General features: G+C 72.5%; 16 protein-coding genes. 6 read left to right on the top strand and 10 right to left on the bottom strand.

Annotated features, from left to right (window positions below; translation table 11 throughout):
* Positions 1-26: 26 nt before the first annotated feature.
* Both EV371_RS22790 and EV371_RS22800 read left to right on the top strand, forming a co-directional pair.
* On the top strand, positions 27-2,279 hold the full coding sequence (locus tag EV371_RS22790) for a sensor histidine kinase (RefSeq protein ID WP_349339685.1): 2,253 nt from the start codon (positions 27-29) through the stop codon (positions 2,277-2,279).
* A gap of 102 nt (positions 2,280-2,381) precedes the next feature.
* Entirely contained in the window at positions 2,382-3,029 is a 648-nt protein-coding gene (locus EV371_RS22800; RefSeq protein WP_130463856.1) for a response regulator, read from the top strand.
* Positions 3,030-3,042: 13 nt separating this feature from the next.
* On the opposite strand, the gene EV371_RS22805 is transcribed toward EV371_RS22800, so the two are convergent.
* The 8 genes from EV371_RS22805 to wrbA form a co-directional block, all read right to left on the bottom strand.
* Positions 3,043-3,867, bottom strand: a complete 825-nt coding sequence (locus EV371_RS22805; protein WP_130463857.1) for an endonuclease/exonuclease/phosphatase family protein — start codon at positions 3,865-3,867, stop codon at positions 3,043-3,045.
* Between the two features lie 106 nt (positions 3,868-3,973).
* Positions 3,974-5,605 (bottom strand): phosphatase PAP2 family protein, encoded by a 1,632-nt coding sequence (locus tag EV371_RS22810; RefSeq protein ID WP_130466141.1) that lies wholly within the window; start codon positions 5,603-5,605, stop codon positions 3,974-3,976.
* A gap of 68 nt (positions 5,606-5,673) precedes the next feature.
* On the bottom strand, positions 5,674-6,768 hold the full coding sequence (locus tag EV371_RS22815) for a YhjD/YihY/BrkB family envelope integrity protein (protein WP_130463858.1): 1,095 nt from the start codon (positions 6,766-6,768) through the stop codon (positions 5,674-5,676).
* Positions 6,765-7,703 carry a diacylglycerol kinase family protein gene (locus tag EV371_RS22820; protein ID WP_130466142.1) on the bottom strand — a complete coding sequence of 313 codons (939 nt, stop codon included), beginning with the start codon at positions 7,701-7,703 and terminating at the stop codon, positions 6,765-6,767. Before EV371_RS22820 ends, EV371_RS22815 begins: the two co-directional genes overlap by 4 nt.
* 128 nt (positions 7,704-7,831) lie before the next feature.
* Positions 7,832-8,416, bottom strand: a complete 585-nt coding sequence (locus EV371_RS22825) for a Clp protease N-terminal domain-containing protein (RefSeq protein WP_486484759.1) — start codon at positions 8,414-8,416, stop codon at positions 7,832-7,834.
* Positions 8,413-8,649, bottom strand: coding sequence for a helix-turn-helix domain-containing protein (locus tag EV371_RS22830; protein ID WP_130463859.1), 237 nt, complete (start codon positions 8,647-8,649; stop codon positions 8,413-8,415). The genes EV371_RS22825 and EV371_RS22830 overlap by 4 nt, the downstream gene beginning before the upstream one ends.
* Positions 8,650-8,718: 69 nt before the next feature.
* Positions 8,719-10,086 carry an MFS transporter gene (locus EV371_RS22835; protein WP_349339684.1) on the bottom strand — a complete coding sequence of 456 codons (1,368 nt, stop codon included), beginning with the start codon at positions 10,084-10,086 and terminating at the stop codon, positions 8,719-8,721.
* A 74-nt stretch (positions 10,087-10,160) separates the two neighbouring features.
* Positions 10,161-10,853 (bottom strand): NAD(P)H:quinone oxidoreductase, encoded by a 693-nt coding sequence (gene wrbA, locus EV371_RS22840; RefSeq protein WP_130463861.1) that lies wholly within the window; start codon positions 10,851-10,853, stop codon positions 10,161-10,163.
* A 76-nt stretch (positions 10,854-10,929) separates the two neighbouring features.
* Between wrbA and EV371_RS22845 the strand changes: the two genes are divergently transcribed.
* Positions 10,930-11,394 carry a MarR family transcriptional regulator gene (locus tag EV371_RS22845; protein WP_130463862.1) on the top strand — a complete coding sequence of 155 codons (465 nt, stop codon included), beginning with the start codon at positions 10,930-10,932 and terminating at the stop codon, positions 11,392-11,394.
* A 42-nt stretch (positions 11,395-11,436) separates the two neighbouring features.
* Here EV371_RS22845 and EV371_RS22850 read toward each other — a convergent pair whose 3' ends face one another.
* Entirely contained in the window at positions 11,437-12,015 is a 579-nt protein-coding gene (locus tag EV371_RS22850) for a DJ-1/PfpI family protein (RefSeq protein WP_207230576.1), read from the bottom strand.
* Positions 12,016-12,073: 58 nt separating this feature from the next.
* Here EV371_RS22850 and EV371_RS22855 point away from each other — a divergent pair, with 58 nt between their 5' ends.
* Positions 12,074-13,027, top strand: coding sequence for a DJ-1/PfpI family protein (locus EV371_RS22855; RefSeq protein ID WP_130463864.1), 954 nt, complete (start codon positions 12,074-12,076; stop codon positions 13,025-13,027).
* 28 nt (positions 13,028-13,055) lie between these two features.
* Here EV371_RS22855 and EV371_RS22860 read toward each other — a convergent pair whose 3' ends face one another.
* Entirely contained in the window at positions 13,056-13,673 is a 618-nt protein-coding gene (locus tag EV371_RS22860) for a bifunctional 4-hydroxy-2-oxoglutarate aldolase/2-dehydro-3-deoxy-phosphogluconate aldolase (protein WP_130463865.1), read from the bottom strand.
* 141 nt (positions 13,674-13,814) lie between these two features.
* Here EV371_RS22860 and EV371_RS22865 point away from each other — a divergent pair, with 141 nt between their 5' ends.
* Positions 13,815-14,795 (top strand): serine/threonine-protein phosphatase, encoded by a 981-nt coding sequence (locus EV371_RS22865; RefSeq protein ID WP_130463866.1) that lies wholly within the window; start codon positions 13,815-13,817, stop codon positions 14,793-14,795.
* Between the two features lie 132 nt (positions 14,796-14,927).
* Positions 14,928-15,773 (top strand): universal stress protein, encoded by an 846-nt coding sequence (locus EV371_RS22870; RefSeq protein WP_165436813.1) that lies wholly within the window; start codon positions 14,928-14,930, stop codon positions 15,771-15,773.
* The last annotated feature ends 4 nt before the right edge of the window (positions 15,774-15,777 follow it).

Below are 15,777 nucleotides of genomic sequence, written 5' to 3' on the forward strand. Positions count from 1 at the left end.
AACTTGATCGGACAGGGGTAGCAGGGGTGACGTCCACCGAGGACACCAGGCGCTGGCCCACAGGCAGGCTCGTCGCACTGGTCGGAGCAGCCATCGTCGTCGCGCTCGTGGTGGCCGGGCAGTACGTCAGCGCCCGTGATATCTGGATCGAACAGACCGGCGAGACCGCGGTGATCGCGGTCGCGTTCACCGTGATGGGCGTGCTGGTCCTGATCGGGGTACCCGGGCATCCTGTGGGCCGGCTCACGCTCGCCGCCGGGGGGGCGGCGAGCGTGGCCGTACTCGCGGAGAGTTGGAACACCTGGCTGCCGCTGGCCTGGCTGAGCCAGTGGGCGTGGTTCGTCCCGTACGGCCTGATCTTCCTCACTCTGCTGGTCTTCCCGGACGGGCGGCTGCCCTCGCGGCGGTGGCTCCCGGTCGCCGTGGTGATCATCGGCGGTACGGTCCTCGCCGCCCTCGCCTACGCGGTCGCCGCGCTGGACGACCCCTACGGCTTGGTCAGCGACCCGGATCCGGCCCCGACACAGCGGGCCCGGACACTCGTCCTGGTGGCACTCGTCGCCATCGGGGTAACCGTACTCGGGCTGATCGCCGTGCTGGTCTCGCTGGTGCTGCGCTGGCGGCGGGCCGACAGCGAGACCCGTGCACAGTTGGCCTGCCTGCTGGCGTCGGGGATTCTGCTGCTACTCGGGCTGGTGCTCGAGGCCATCAATCTGCCCGGAGCCTGGCTGATCATGGTGGTGGCGCTACCGATCGGGATGGCCGTCGCGGTGCTGCGCTACCGGCTGTACGGGCTGGACCAGGTCATCAACCGGACCATCGTCTGGCTGGTGATGAGCCTGCTGGTGATCGCCGCCTTCGTCGGACTGATCACCCTGCTGCGCGACCTGCTGATGGCGGGCAGCACCTCGAACGCATCGCTGGTGGCGACCGGGCTGATCGCGGTCGCGTTCGAGCCGGCCCGGGGCCGGGTGCAGCGGGGGGTGAACCGGCTGCTCTACGGCGACCGGGACGACCCGTACCAGGTGATGGCGCGGCTCGGCGAGCTGTTGGGCCGTACCGTCGAGCCGGGCGCGGTGCTGCCGCTGCTGACCGACACCATCGCGCGGTCGCTGCGGGTGCCGCACGTCGCGGTGGAGGTCGAGGGGCGGGAGGGGCCGCGCGTCCTCGCCGCGCACGGTACCGCGAACACACCGATCGAGGCGTTCGACATGGTGACCCGGGGGGAACGGGTCGGCCGGCTGCTGGTCGCCAACCGGAGCGCGGCGAGCCGGTTCACCCCGGTCGAACGGCGGTTGCTGGGCGACCTGGCGGTGCACGCGGCGGTGGCGGCCGAGGCCGTCCGGCTCATCCACGACCTCCAGGAGTCCCGGGAACGGCTGATCACCGCCCGCGAGGAGGAGCGCCGTCGACTTCGCCGCGACCTGCACGACGGGCTCGGTCCGACGCTGGCCGGGATGGCCATGCAGGTCCGGGCCGCGCACAAGCTCGTCGCCGGGCAGCCGCGCACCGGTCGGATCCTCGACGCGCTCGCTACGGACCTCCAGACCTGCACCGCCGAGGTACGCCAGCTCGTCGACCAGCTTCGGCCACCGGCGCTGGACCGGGGACTCGCCGCCGCGCTGCGCAACGAGTGTGCCCGGTTCGACAGCCCGAACCTCGCGGTCCGGTTGCAGGTCGACGGAAACCTCCAGGGGTTGCCGGCGGCGATCGAGGTGGCCGCGTACCGGATCGTCGCCGAGGCGCTGAACAACGTGACCCGGCACTCCCAGGCCAGCACCTGCCGGGTGCACGTGCACCGGGACCGGGCGCTGACGGTGGAGGTCGTGGACGACGGGGTGGGACTCGGCCCGCGCCGGCCCGGCGGGGTCGGCCTCGACTCGATGCGGGAACGGGCCACCGAACTCGGCGGTGACTTCGACATCACCCCGACGAGTCCGCACGGTACGTCCATCCGGGTGCGACTACCCTTCCAGCCGACCCTCCCCGACCCGGCGACGGCGGTGCCAGGGCAGGGCGGCCCAGTCACCCTCGACCGAGCGGCCACCGACGCACCGACCGGGGATACCGGTACCGCCGGCCGTACGGGCGGCGCCAGCGGAACCGATCCGGAAGCCGGCAACCCGGACGGCTGCTGGGGGATCGCCCACCGGTCCGTCGACGCCGGCCCGGAATCGCAGTTGCCGCAGCCGCGCAGCGGAGCCGCACAGCCCGCCAGCACCGCCCCGCCCGCCACCGGGAGCCAGAGTCCGGACAGCGACGCGGGCCGGATCGGCTAGCCCGCTACGCTGAACCCGCGATGCGCAGCCGGGCCCCGGCAATGCCCTTCCGGCCGATGGCGGCGCACATGACGTGATGCGCGGGCAGAGGCGGCGACGAGCATGGTGCACGGTGGACGGATCCTCATCGTCGACGACCACCCGGTGGTGCGCCGGGGGCTGCGCACCATGCTCGAGGGCGAGTCGTGGGTGAGCGAGGTGTTCGAGGCGGCTACCACCGCCGAGGCGATCAGCACCGCGGTCGGCGAACGGGTCGAGGTGATCGCGATGGACGTGACGCTGCCGGACGGTGACGGTGTCGACGCCACCGCGCGGATCATCCAGTCCCGCCCGGAGACCAAGGTGCTGATGCTCACCATGGCCAACGACGAGGAGATCGTGGCCCGGGCGCTGCGGGCCGGTGCCCGGGGCTACGTGCTCAAGGACACCGATCCGGACGCCGTCATCGACGCGCTGCGTACGGTCGCCCAGGGCGGGGTCGTGCTGGGGCCGGGGATCGGGACGTCGGTGCTCACCGCGCTCAACCGGGGACCGGCCGAACTGCCCGCCCCGCTCAACCAACTCACCGCCAGGGAGCGGGACATCCTCGGCCGGCTCGCGTTCGGCGACACCAACGCCAAGATCGCCCGACACTTCGGGCTGAGCGAGAAGACCGTCCGCAACCAGCTCTCCGCCATCTTCGCCAAGCTGGGTGTCGCGGACCGGGTTCAGGCGGCCCTGCTCGCCCGCGACGTCGGGCTCGGCACCTGAGCCGTCCCGGTGCTCAGCCCGGGCGTAGGTCGAACTCGACGACCAGCGGATAGTGGTCGGACGCGGACTCCGCCGCCCCACCGGTGACGACCCGGGGCGGGTGGGCCAGCCGGGCGAGCGGCGGCGTGCCGAGCAGGTAGTCGAGTCGCATCGCGGTGAACTCGACCCCACCGCCCGCGCTGGTCGGCACGGTGTGCGGCGGTTCCGCCGACCCGGCCGGACCCGCCGGCCGGAACAGGTCCACGAAGCCGGCCCGGTACAGCGCGGCGACCGCCCGGGTGTCCACGGTCACCCCGTCCGGCATCAGGTGCCGTTTCCGGTACTCCGGCGGCAGCCGGCCGATCCGCTCGTCGTGCCGGCCGCCCGGATCGAGCGTGTTCAGGTCACCGGCCAACAGGACCAGCCGCTCCGGCAGCCGCCTCCGGTCCGCCCCGCCCCGGCTGGCCGCACCGACCAGCCAGCCGGCCTCACGCAGCCGGCGCCACCCGGAGTACGGGTGAAGGTGCGTGCTGAGCACGGTCAGCGGCCCCCGGTCGGTGTCCAGCACGACCCGCTGAGCCCCGTGGTGGAACGGCCGACGGACCGGTGCGACCACAACCGGCGCGACCGGGGGCCGGACCAGGACCGCCACCGGTTGACCGAACCACCCGCCGGCCAGGTACCCGCGCATGCCGAGCCGCCGGGCGAGGGTGTCGAACCGGTCGCGGTCGCGGCGGAGTCCCCGAAGTTCCTGTAGTGCCAGCACGTCCGGGCGCTGCTCGGCGACAACCTGGAGTACCAGGTCCAGCCGGCCCGGGTCTGCGCCGTCCCGCCCGCCGTTCTTGATGTTGTAGGTCATCACCCGCACCCGACACCACCCCGTCCTCCGTCCGGCAGGCCCACCGGTCACCGCCGCAGGTTCCTCCGCCCGGTCCCCGCAGCCCCGACCGCGGCACCCTCGGGTCTCAGTCTGGTCGGGCCGCCCTGGCCAGTTCGTCGTCGAGTTCCGACAGTTGGGCCGACCTGCTCGGCGCGGTCTCCACCGTCCCCGCAGAACCGTTCGGGCGGGCGGAGCCGCTCGGGCGGGTGGAGCCGCTCGGGCGGGTGGAGCCGCTCGGGCGGGTGGAGCCGCTCGGGCGGGTGGAGTCCCACGATTCCGCGTCGGCCCCGCCGCTGTCCTGCCCGCCGCCGGCGGAGAGTTCCTCGTTGGGACGTACCACCAGCCAGAGCAGGCCGATCCAGAGCGCGGTGAGCAGCATGGCCCCGGCGAAGTCGCTCGGGTGGTGCATCCCCCGGTACATCCGGGAGGTGGCCACCAGCAGCGGCATCACGACCGCGGCCAGCACGGCCAGCCAGCGCCACCAGCGGTCGGTGCGCGGCACCACCAGCAGTGCGATCGCCACCCACAGGCACATCGTCGCCGCGATGTGCCCGGACGGGAACGACGCGGTCGGCAGCGGTCCGTCCAGGTGTTCGACCTGCGGGCGGGGCCGGTTCACCGCGTGCGACGAGGCGAGGAAGAGGGTCAGCTCGCCGAACATGGTCAGGGCGAGGAAGAGCACCGGCCGCCAGCGCCGCCAGAAGGCCACCGCCAGCGGGCAGAAGACCAGCGAGACCAGCAGGATGGCGTGGGTGTCGCCGGCCTTGCTCGCCAGGTGGCTGACGTCGTTGAGGGTGTCGGTCCGCTGCGCGGCGAACCATTCCGGCACCTTCCGGTCGAGTGTCGCCACGAAGGTGCCCTCGACGTGGTAGCTGACCAGCATGCCGAAGGCGTACAGCGCGCCGAAGACCAGCACCCAGCCGGTGATGACCTCGGCGACGGCCGCCCGGGGGTGCGGCAACACGCGGTCCTCCGCCGGTGCCGGAGTGATCTCCCGGCCCGCCTCCGGCTCCAGCCCCTCGCCCAGCGGCCGGACCGGGCGTCCCCGCTCGCGGCGCCACAACCGGAAGGCGTACGCGGTGATGCCCAGCCAGGCGAGGCCGAGCAGCCAGCCGGCGAGGACGTCGGAGAGGTAGTGCACGCCGAGCGCGATCCGGGTCACCCCGACCGCCACCACCACCGCGATCACCAACCCGGTCGCCAGCCGGCGCCACCGGGGTCGCATCGCGGGTAGGAAGACCAGCAGCAGCGCGCCGTAGGCGACCATCGATCCGAGGGCGTGGCCACTGGGGAAGCTGTTGCCCGGCGCCGACGCCACCGGGATGTCGACGACCGGGCGGAGCCGGCCCACCAGCTCCTTGAGCGACGGGTCGAGTACCAGCGCGCCGAGACCGGTGACGATCAGGTAGACCGCGAGCCGGCCCTGCCGGCGGATCAGCAGGCCCACCACCGCGATGGTGACCAACCAGATCATGATCGGTCGGCCGCCCAGCGAGGTTACCGCCCGGAGAACGGTGACCAGGCCGTCGTTGGCCGAGACCAGCTCGTTGAACCAGGCCGCCGTCTCGTGGTCGGCCCGGTACAGCGGCCCCCAGTGGACCCGGACCAGCAGCAACAGCACGCCGAAGCCGACGCCGGTGCCGGCGACCAGGGCGAGCCCGGCCAGGCTGCGTTCGGCGAAATGCCCGAGAGGTCGCCGCAACAGGTCGCTGACCATAGCCACGCCAGAGCCCCCTTCTCGTCTCTGGCCTGCCCGGTACCCGCGCTGCGGACGGCGTACACCCGTCAGTCGTCGCGCGGCTCCGCCCCGGGGCCGACGGCGTCGGCGACCCGCTCCGCGCTGCGCCGGGGCCCGGGTACGGCCCGGCCGAGCGTCCCCGCCGGATCGATGTCCAGCATGTCGGCGCGTCCCGGGTCAGCCCGGTCCGGATCCCAGCGGTCCGGCTCGGCCGGCTCGTGCTCGCCGATCCGCAGCGCCTCCAGTTGGGCGGCGAAGGCCAGCCCACCGAAGAGCGCGATCCCGGTGAGGTTGGCCCAGAGCAGCAGCGCCATCATCCCGGTCAGCGCGCCGTAGGTGGCGCCGAACGCGTCGCTGTAGGACACGTAGCCGGCGAGCAGCACGCTGGCCAGCCACCACAGCGCGATACTGAAGCCTGCGCCGAACAGCAGCCAGGACAGCCCCGGTTGCCGGCGGCGCGGCGCGTGCCGGAACAGCACCGCGACGGCGAAGACGGTCAGTCCGAGGCTCAGCGGCCAGCGCAGCACGTCCCAGCCGAGGCCGGCGGCCGGCCCCCACCAGTCGTAGTGCCGCCCCATCGAGCGGCCCAGTTCACCGCCGCCGACCAGGATGAAGAAGCCGGCCAGCGCGGGTGCCCCGGCGGTGAGCGCGAGTACGGCGGCCCGGACGTACTTCCAGAGCGCCGGACGGTCCCGCTCCACCCCGTAGATCCGGTTCGCCCCGCGCTCCACCTGGGCCATCGTGGTGGTCAGCGCGACCAGCCCGGTGATCAGGCCGAGAGCCAGGGCCAGTTCGCCGGCGTCCTCGGTCTGTTCCGAGTCGACAAGCAGCTCCCTGACCACCCCGTCGCTGGCGCCCGGGGTCAGCGCGATCACCGTGTCGGCGACGACCCGGCCGCCCTCGTCCACCCCGAGGTCACTGATCAGGCCGGTCAGCGCGATCAGGAACGGCACCACGGCGAGGCAGAGTTGCAGGGCGAACGCCCGGGAGTGGCTGAACGCGTCGCCGTAGCGGAACCGGATGAAGGCGTCCCGGACCAGGTGCCAGCCGCCGTGCCGGCGCAGGGTGTGCCAGGCGTCGTCGGCGGATAGTTCCTCGTCGGGCATGCACCGGGTCTCGGGGACCAACCGGGTACTGCTCACCGGGCCTCCTCCACCCGGCGCTCCCCCCGTTCGGCGACCGCGTCGGCGTCCACCGCCAGGTCCGGCTCGGTCGCCGGCTTCGGTACGCAGAGCCAGAGCGCCGCGGGGCGTACCGACACCTTCAGGGAGCGGCCGGCGGGGATGACGTCCCCGTCCAGCTCACGGGGCTGGGCCCGGTTGCTGGTGATGATGACCCGCCGGCCGCGCAGCACCTCCATCCGGGGCACCCGGCGACGGCGCCGCAGCACCGCCCAGCCGAGCGAGAGCCAGTGGTTCAGCGTCCGGGGCGTGAGGACCGCGACGTCCAGGTAACCATCGTCCGGCTCGGCGTCGGCGAGCAGTCGTACCCCGCCCTGCAACCGCCCGACGTTGGCCACCAGGACCGTACGGGCCCGGCGCCGAAGGGGCGGCTGGTCGTCGATCCGGATCGACACCCGCATCGGCCGGTCCCGCAGGTGCCGCAGCGCCCCCACCAGGTAGGCGGGCCAGCCAACCCGGGCCTTGGTGGTCTCGGAGGTGGCCTGCAGCATCTGGGCGTCGAAGCCCATTCCGGCCATCACGGTGAAGTACTGGTCACCGCAGCTGCCGACGTCGATGCGCCGCCGGTCCTGTTCGAGCGCCACCTCGAGCCCGGCGGCCAGGTCGTTCGAGAGCCCGAGGTTGGCGGCGAGCAGGTTGCCGGTGCCCGACGGCAGGATGGCCATCGCCGCGTCGGTGCCGACCAGGGCCCCGACGCAGGACATCACGGTGCCGTCGCCGCCGCAGACGAAGACCACCTCGGCGCCGTCCTCGACCGCCCGCCGGGCCTGGCCCCGGCCCGGGTCGTCGACGGTGGTGGTGAACCAGGCGGGTTCCGGCCAGCCGGCGGCGGCCAGTGTCTCGGTGACGGTCCGGCGCAGCCCGTCGAGGTCGGTCTGCTTCACCGGGTTGACCACCACCGCCGACCGGAGACCGCCGGCACCACCTGCCCGGGTACCCGCCGGTACGCCGTCCGTGCTCTGCTCGTGCGCCTTCACGGCCGCCAGTGTGCAGCAGCTTGCCGCCGACAGCGACCCGGGGGCGGTCAGGCTGCGCTGCGGAGGGAGTCGAGAGTACGGCGACGCAGGTCGGCGAGGTCCACCCCGGCCTCGGTCAGCAGCAGCGCCGCCAGCCCCTGCCCCTCGCGGAGCAACCCGAGCAGGATGTGCTCGGCGCCGATCTCCCGGTGCCGGAGCTGGATCGCCTCGCGCAGGGCCAGCTCCAGCACCTTCTTGGCCCGGGCGGAGAACCGGCTGGAGAAGTCCCAGCCGCCGAAGAGGCCACGCCGCGAAGACCGGGACGGCGGCGGCTCCAGAGCACCCGCACCGAACGACTCCTCCAGCTTGGAGCGAACCGCCGCCAGGTCGATGCCGATCGAGCGGAGCGCCTCCGCGTCGCGGTCGCCGAACTCCTCGGTGCCGCGGCCGAGCTTGCGGTCGATCGCCTCGGCCACCCGGGCGGCGTCCACGCCAGCCTGGTCGAGCAGTTCCGCGACGGAGCTCCGCGCCGGGTCGAGCAGGGCGAGCAGGAGGTGTTCGGTGCCGACGTTGCGGTGCCCCAGCCGCTCGCGCGCCGCCACGGCCCCACGGACGACGTCCCGGGCCTGCACCGTGAACCGCTCGAACATCATGCCCCTCCCTGGGTACGCGCCGACGCCCGGCCGGCGTGCTTCTTGTGTACTCCCTGCCTGCTGACCTCTAGCGCGTCGGCGATCTCCTGCCATGACCAGCCCTGGCGCCGGGCGTTGTCGACCTGGACGACCTCCAGGCGTTCCAACAGCCGACGCAGGGCCACCACCGCACGCAGCCCGACCCGTGGATCGGTGCTGCCGGCCGCCGCCGCCAGATCCGTTGCCTGACTCATACTGTCAACTTAGGTTGACGCCGCCCCTTGTGTCAACCTAAGTTGACATGACCCGGCTGAATGCCGTCGTCAGCCGGGCCGATGTTGTGGTAGCAGCAGGCTGACCGCCGCGATAGCCAGGCCGATTCCGGCCGCGATGAGGAAGACCAGGTCGTAGCCGGCAGCGAGGGCGGCCGGAGAGCCGGCGGCGGCGCCTGTTCCGGCCTTGACGCTGGCGGCTGTGGCGAGTACGGCTAGGGCTACCGAGCCGCCTGCCTGGTTGGCGGTGTTGGCCAGGCCGCCGACGATGCCCGCGTCGCGTTCGGGTACGTCGGCGGTGGCCGCGGCCATGAGGGTGGGGAAGGTCAGGCCGATGCCGACGGCGATGAGCAGCGTGGGCCCGAGCACGCCGGTGACGTAGCCGCTGTCGGTTCCGGCCTGGGCGAGCCAGCCGAACCCGGCCAGGAAACAGGCGCTGCCGGCCAGTACCAGTGGGCGTGCACCGGTTCGGGGCAACAGGTTGGCGGCGATCCGCGCGATCACCACGAAGGTCACCGCCGCGGGTGTCTGTCCGAGCCCGGCCTCGAGTGCGCTGTATCCGAGGGCGTTCTGCATGAACAGCGACGTGAAATACCACATCGCGACGGCGATGCCGCCGAAGAGCAGCAGCATGCCGTTGCTGACGGCGACGGTCCGGATTCTGAACAGCCGCAGGGGCATCATCGGCCGGGTGGCGAACCGCGCCTCCACCACGATGAAGATGCTGAGCAGCAGCAGGCCTGCCACGGCTGGCCCGAGGAACCGCGAGGACGTCCAGCCGTGCTCGGCGCTCTGCATGACCCCGTAGATCAGTGCGGCCAGTCCAGCCGTTCCGGTGGCCGCGCCGGTGAGGTCAAGCGATTCCCGCCGGTTGGCTCGGGTGGCGGCCAGCGACATCATGGCCAGTACGATCAACACGGCGCAGATCGGCACGTTGATGAGGAAGACCCACCGCCATGACAGGCCGGTCGTGATGGCGCCGCCGGCGAGCGCGCCGGCCATCCCGCCCACACCGCCCGAGGCGGACCAGGCGCCGAACGCCCGCGCCCGCGGCTGCGGCTCGGTGAAGTAGGTGTTGATCACGGCCAGTGTCGCCGGAGCCAGCATGGCGGCGCCCACGCCCTGCGCGACGCGGGCTCCCACCAGGATCTCCGGCCCGGTTGCCACGCCGCCGACCAGGCTCGATGCGGAGAACAGGAACAGTCCGGCGACCAGCATCCGGCGCGGGCCGAACAGGTCGACGGCGCGGCCACTGAGCAGCATGAAGCCGGCCAGGGTGAGCACGTAGCCATTCACCACCCAGGCCAGGCCGATGGCGGTGAAGCCGAGATCCCGCTGGATCGAGGGCAGCGCGACGTTGACGATGGACACGTCCAGGATCACCATGAACTGGCAGGCACACGCCAGCGCCAGAACCATCCAGGAGGATGTGGCTGGCGGCCTGGCCCGCCGAGTTGTGGTGCTGGTGCTTGTCATGAGGACTCTCCCTGAGCTCAACCCGCCGCCTCCGCGGTCCGAGAGGCCGCCGCGGCCAGGGCCTCGTGGCCGTTTCCGGTGCCCACGGCGACATCGGGGACGACCTGGTCGCCCAGCAGCTGGAGGGTGATCCTGGCCAGCCGGAGTCCTTGGTATCGAGCCGCGTCCAGCGCCGCGGCGCCGGGGCCGTCTCCGTTCGGGCTGGTCACGTGCGACGTGCCGTACGGGTTGCCGCCGGCGGCGTAGACGACCGGATCGGTGAATCCGGGCGGGACGATCAACGACCCCCAGTGGTAGAAGACGTTGCTCAGCGACAGGATCGTGGCCTCGCTGCCGCCGTGCCGGTTGAACGCCGAGGTGAAGGTCGTCACGGGCTTGTTGGCCAGCCTCCCCTCCTGCCACAGACCGCCGGCCTGGTCGATGAACTGCTTGAGCTGCGCGGCCGGCGCACCGAACCGCGTCGGTGTCCCGAACGCGTACGCGTCGGCCCACGCCAGGTCCTCGAGTCCGGCCCGAACGATCGACGCGGTCGCGTCGGCGTGCCGCCGCCACTGCGGGTTCTGGTCGATCGCACTGTCGGGGGCCAGCTCGGCGACCCGTCGCAGCCGTACGGCGGCCCCGGCCGAGGCCGCCCCCTCGGCGACGGCCTGCGCGAGCGCGTGCACAGCGCCGGTCGCGCTGTAGTAGATGACAGCGACCTTCACGGTCATGTCCGGCTCCTCGATGCTGCTAGAATTAGTTATCCGCATAATGTTATGCGCATAACCTTTCTGTCAAGGAGAGCCCGTGGACTTCGAGTACGCCGACGCCCTCAACCAGGCCATCCGGCTGCTGAGCCTGCGCCACCGGGCCAGGGCCGCCGCGTTGCTGGCCCCGCTCGGCCTACACCCCGGCCAGGAGGCACTCCTGCTCGAACTCGACCGGACCGGACCGAGAATCCAGGCCCAGCTCAGCGAGGCCCTCGGCTGCGAGCCGCCCAGCGTCACTCTGATGACCCGCAAGCTCGAGGCCTCCGGCCACATCCGCCGCGAACCCGCCCCCTCCGACAAGCGCGCCAGCATCGTCGAACTCACCGACAGCGGTAGGGCCCTCGCCGATCGGGTCAAGCAGCTGTGGCACGCTCTCGCGGAGGAGACCGTGGCCGGCCTGCCCGCCCAGACCGTGACCGAACTACCCGCCATCCTCAACGCCATGACCGGCAACGTCGACACCAGGCGCCCGGCCAGCCACACAGCCGCCGGTACGGCCTAGTGTTCGATCAGGTTCAGCGGGAGCGTCGAGTCGACGGTGTCGTCATTCCGGCCTCGTCCAGACCGGCGAGCGCCGGGAGAAGTCGACGGTGGCGGCCACGGTGGCGGCACGCTCGGCGCCCATTTCCCGCTCTGTCAGCCACAGCCCCAGATCCAGGCCGGCGCTCAGCGCGCCGGCGGTGATGCGATCGCCGTCGTCGACCACCCGCTCCTCGATGACGTTGACACCGTACGCCCGGAGTTCCTGGTAGGCATTGCGGTTGGTGGTCGCGTTGCGCCCGGTGAGCAGGCCCGCCGCCGCGAGCAGCATGCCGCCGGTGCACACCGACGCTGCCCACCGCGCGGTACCGGCCGCCCTGGCCAGCGCGTCGGGCAGCACACCGCGCCGGGCCTCGGCCCACGAGCCCTGCTCGGCACGGTTCATCCATCCCCCGCCGACCACGATCAACCCGTCCGGGCTGCCCAGCACTCTGGGCACGGCCAGCTGGACGCCTCGCATGCTGCGCACCGAACCCGGCTCGGCGGCGACAACCAGATCGACGTCGAATCCGGCCATGGAGAGGACCTCGAACGGCCCGAAGGCGTCCAACTCGTCGAACCCATCGAAAACTACGATCTCCACTCGCACTCACACAGGTTCGCCTTCTGCGTCCTGGCATACCAGTGACATCCTTGCCGTCATGCGTGAGGGATCGGCCATCCATCGTGTCGCCGTCCTGGCCCTGGACCCGGTGGTGGCGTTCGACGTAGCCATCGCCACGCAGGTCTTCGGCCACGAGCGCCACGGCCGATACGAGGTCACGCTCTGCGCGCTCGATGCGGGGTCGGTCACCACGACCACACCAGGTTTCGGCATCACCGTCGCCGCCGGCCTCGAAGCCGTCACCACCGCGGACACCGTCATCGTGCCGGGCTTCGGACGAGGTCCGGCACCCCAGGCGGCTCTCGACGCCCTCCGTACCGCACATCGGGGCGGGGCCCGGATCGCATCCATCTGCATCGGCGCCTTCGCTCTGGCGCAGGCCGGCCTGCTCGACGGCCGTCGGGCCACCACCCACTGGGCCCATGCCGCCGATCTCGCGCGGGAGCACCCCGCCGTGCGGGTCGATCCGGCGGTCCTCTACGTCGACGAAGGTGATGTGCTGACCAGCGCCGGACTCGCCGCAGGCCTCGATCTGTGCCTCTACATGCTCGGCCTCGATCACGGGCAGTCGGCCGCGATCCACCGCGCCCGACGCATGGTCACGGCGCTGCATCGTGCCGGGGGGCAGGCCCAGTACACGATCGCGGCCAGGACGGAGACGAGTGAACGACTCGGGCCCGTGACCGAGTGGGCGCTGGCCAACCTGCATCGACACATCACCGTGGCGGATCTCGCACGGCAGGCGATGCAGTCCACCCGGACGCTTCGGCGGGCCTTCGTCGCGGAGTTCGGCACCAGTCCGCATGCCTGGTTGACGGCCGCGCGGCTGCGCAAGGCATGCACTCTGCTGGAGACCGGCGAGCTCACCGTCGAACAGATCGCCCGGCACAGCGGCCTGGGCAGCGCCGCAAACCTTCGGCTGCACTTCCGTCGGGCGTACGCCACCACACCGCTGGCCTACCGAAGCACCTTCCGGGGACCTCGTACCTGAGGAATCCGACGGCCGGTACCGAGCCCGCTCAGGAGACGGCTGCGCGGAACGCCGTGGCCCGCAGCCGCAGCGCGGTCAGGTCCCCGCCCTGCGGCGCCGCACCGAGTAGGGACTCGGCGGCACCGACCGCGACGGCACCCGCCGCGAGGTACTCCGGAGCGGATTCGAGGTCCACCCCACCGAAGGGCACGAACGGGACGTCTGGAAAGGGTTCCCGCAGTGTCCGGAGGTAGGCCGGGCCGCCGAGCGACGCGGGAAACAGCTTCACCGCGGCCGCCCCGGCCAGGCTGGCCGCGACCACCTCGGTCGGGGTCAGCGCGCCGACCAGGGCGGGCAGCCCGAGTCGTACCGCCTCGGCAACCGCCGGCACCAGTCCCGGGGTCACCACGAACGACGCCCCAGCCTGCTCCGCCTGCACCACGTCGGCCTCGGTGAGCACCGTACCGGCGCCCAGCGGCGCGTCCGGACCGAGCGCCGCCCGGGCCCGGACCAGCACCCCGGCCTCGTCCCGGGAGGTCAGCGACACCTCGACGAGGGCGACCCCGGCCTCTGCCAATGCCAGTACGCTGGCCAGGGCAGCGTCCGGATCGTCGCCCCGCACGACGGCGAGCAGCCGGTGCCGGCGCAGCACGTCGGGCAGGTTCACCGTCCCATCCTCGCAGCCCGATCCGCCCTCACGCGGCACAACGGGCCCGGGTCAAGCCGACACAGAACCGACAGTGCGGAGATTTGCGGGGATTCGCATATACCGCCCGGGCGGTTCGGCAATCCTGCTAACCTGCCCGCCATGCACCGAAGCCCTGTGACGGGTCCGGACCGGATGCCCGCCGAGGGCGACGTCAGCCGCACCTACCCGCTCGCCGGCCACCGGCTCAGCGTCGCCGGGGGCAGCCGGGTGGGCCAGCGCTACTCGGCGAACTTCGACGTGCTGCACGTCGATCCGGTGCTGCCGTTCCTGGCGGTCGCCGACGGGATGGGCGACGGCCGGGGCAGCACCGTCGCCGGCGGCACCACCATGGAGACCATGGTCGCCGAGGTACGCGCGGCAGGTCCCGACATCGGCCCCGGTCGGCTCCGCGCCGCGATGGCCCGGGCACAGTCCCGGGTCCGGGCTGCCGGCACCGACCTCAACGAGCTGAGCGGCTGCACCTTCACCGGCCTGGTCGTCGTAGCGCCGGAAACCGCACCGGGTGCCGCCGGCCCGGCGCCGACGTCAGCGGGTGCCGAGGCGCAGTTGCCGGCCCGGCCGGATCGCGCCGACGGGGGTGCGGGATCGCGGCGTACCGCGCCGATCGCCCGGCCGGCACCGGGCGGGGCGGCCGCGGGTCCGACCGGCGCGACCGACCTATCCGGCTCGACCGACCTATCCGGCTGGATCGTGCAGATCGGTGACTCCCGCGCCTACCGGCTCCGGGACGGACTGCTCGAACTGCTCACCGTCGACCACACGGCCGCCTGGCTCGGCGCCGTCTACGGCTGGTACCCGGCGGACTCCCCGGCGGCCGCCGCCGCCCGCTACCAGCTGACCCGCTACGTCGGCCACCCGGCGATGCCCGAGCCGGACCTGCTCAACGTCTCGTTGCGCCCCGGCGACGTCTACTGCCTCTGCACCGACGGGGTCGCCGAGCAGCTCGACTACCAGCGGCTGACCCGCCGGCTCGGCGCGGCCGGCAGCCTTGTCGAGGTGGTCCGCGGTGCGCTCGCCGACACGCTGGTCGCGGGCGGTCGGGACAACGCGACCATGGCCGTACTGCGGGTCGAGCACTGAGCGAACCCTCCGATGTGCGGCCGTGCCGGCCGAATACGCCGACGACCGCCACCGCACCGGATACTCTCGGCTGGTGCAGGATATACGCCACGTAATCGGCGGCGGGATGGTGGCAGTGACCGCGGGGCGACCGTGAGCGCTCCACAGGACGCCTTCGTCGTGGTCGGGGTCGACGACTCCCGGCTGAGCATGACGGCGGTCCGACTGGCGGCCCGCGAGGCGGTCCTGCACTCCCGCCCGCTGCGGGTGGTGCATGCGTTCAACTGGGTCGCGGACCCGGCGGAGCCGATGCCGGAGGAGCCCCGCCGCCCCGCCGAGGAACTGCTGTGCCGGGCCACCGCCACCGCCAACCAGGCGCAGCCGACCCTCGACGTCTCCAGTGCGCTCATCGAGGGACCGGTGATCACCACCCTGCTGCGCGAGTCGGGTTCCGCCGCGCTGCTGGTGATCGGCGACGGCGGGCTGTCCGCCGGTACCGACGTGCCGACGGCCTCCGACGCCACCGCCGTACAGCTCGCGGCCCGGGCCGGGTGCAGCGTGCTGGTCGCCCGGGAACAGGTGCCGTTGACCGGGCCGGTGCTGGTCGGGGTGGACGGCTCGGCCAGCTCACTGAGCGCGCTCGAATTCGCCTTCGACACCGCCAGCCGGCACTGCACCGACCTGGTCGTGGTGCAGGTCTGCGACCCGGCGGATGCGGACGGCACCCCGCCGCCCGAGGTCGTCGAGCAACTCGCCGAGGCGGTCGCGCCGTGGCAGCGGAAATTCCCCTCGGTGCAGGTGAACCAGCGGGTCCGGACCGGTGACCCGGAGTCGACGCTGGCCCAGGAGGCGCGCCGGGCCGAACTGGTGGTGGTCAGCGCGCGCGGTGACGAACCCTGGCGCGGCATGCTCGGCTCGGTCAGCCAGGCGATGCTCTACCACTCGATCGCGCCGGTCGTCGTGGTACGCGGCGCGCACGGCGTGTACATCCAGGAGTGAGCGT

The organism is Plantactinospora sp. CNZ321 (genome assembly GCF_004217235.1).

What these genes read in the sequence shown, in the direction of transcription:
- wrbA (WP_130463861.1), bottom strand. Translation starts at nt 10,853, where the DNA reads ATGACCGTGAAGGTCGCTGTCATCTACTACAGCGCGACCGGCGCTGTG.
- EV371_RS22830 (WP_130463859.1), bottom strand. Translation starts at nt 8,649, where the DNA reads ATGAGTCAGGCAACGGATCTGGCGGCGGCGGCCGGCAGCACCGATCCA.
- EV371_RS22865 (WP_130463866.1), top strand. Translation starts at nt 13,815, where the DNA reads ATGCACCGAAGCCCTGTGACGGGTCCGGACCGGATGCCCGCCGAGGGC.
- EV371_RS22825 (WP_486484759.1), bottom strand. Translation starts at nt 8,416, where the DNA reads ATGATGTTCGAGCGGTTCACGGTGCAGGCCCGGGACGTCGTCCGTGGG.
- EV371_RS22800 (WP_130463856.1), top strand. Translation starts at nt 2,382, where the DNA reads ATGGTGCACGGTGGACGGATCCTCATCGTCGACGACCACCCGGTGGTG.
- EV371_RS22835 (WP_349339684.1), bottom strand. Translation starts at nt 10,086, where the DNA reads ATGGTTCTGGCGCTGGCGTGTGCCTGCCAGTTCATGGTGATCCTGGAC.
- EV371_RS22805 (WP_130463857.1), bottom strand. Translation starts at nt 3,867, where the DNA reads ATGACCTACAACATCAAGAACGGCGGGCGGGACGGCGCAGACCCGGGC.
- EV371_RS22855 (WP_130463864.1), top strand. Translation starts at nt 12,074, where the DNA reads ATGCGTGAGGGATCGGCCATCCATCGTGTCGCCGTCCTGGCCCTGGAC.
- EV371_RS22810 (WP_130466141.1), bottom strand. Translation starts at nt 5,605, where the DNA reads ATGGTCAGCGACCTGTTGCGGCGACCTCTCGGGCATTTCGCCGAACGC.